The organism is Mesorhizobium sp. M8A.F.Ca.ET.181.01.1.1 (assembly GCF_004792025.1).
GTDB lineage: Bacteria > Pseudomonadota > Alphaproteobacteria > Rhizobiales > Rhizobiaceae > Mesorhizobium.
On record NZ_SRTV01000320.1, the window covers coordinates 1 to 285 of the forward strand.

General features: G+C 63.9%; 1 protein-coding gene. It reads left to right on the top strand.

The genetic code is table 11. The features are described from left to right. A partial coding sequence (locus tag EN824_RS35575; RefSeq protein WP_210236407.1) for a hypothetical protein occupies positions 1–215 on the top strand: 215 nt, incomplete at its 5' end. Positions 216–285 lie beyond the last annotated feature (70 nt).

Below are 285 nucleotides of genomic sequence, written 5' to 3' on the forward strand. Positions count from 1 at the left end.
CTACGATTGCCGTGTCCATCGCAAACCCCGAGGCAAACATGAGTACTCCCGCAGTAGCGAACGTAGCGACGCCGGCAACGACCGGCAACAACGTGAACACCGCAGTGCAGATCGCGCTTGCGCTGAAGGCAATCGATGCATCGCTGTCGGTCGAGGCGGTGCAGACCGCGACCACCGCAGCGCTCGCTGCCGCTTACCCGGTCGCTGCTGCCTGATGCCGCGCCTTCGCACGTTGCCGACTCGACTTCAATCGCTGCAGAGTCGTGTCGTCATCGCGGAGGCTGG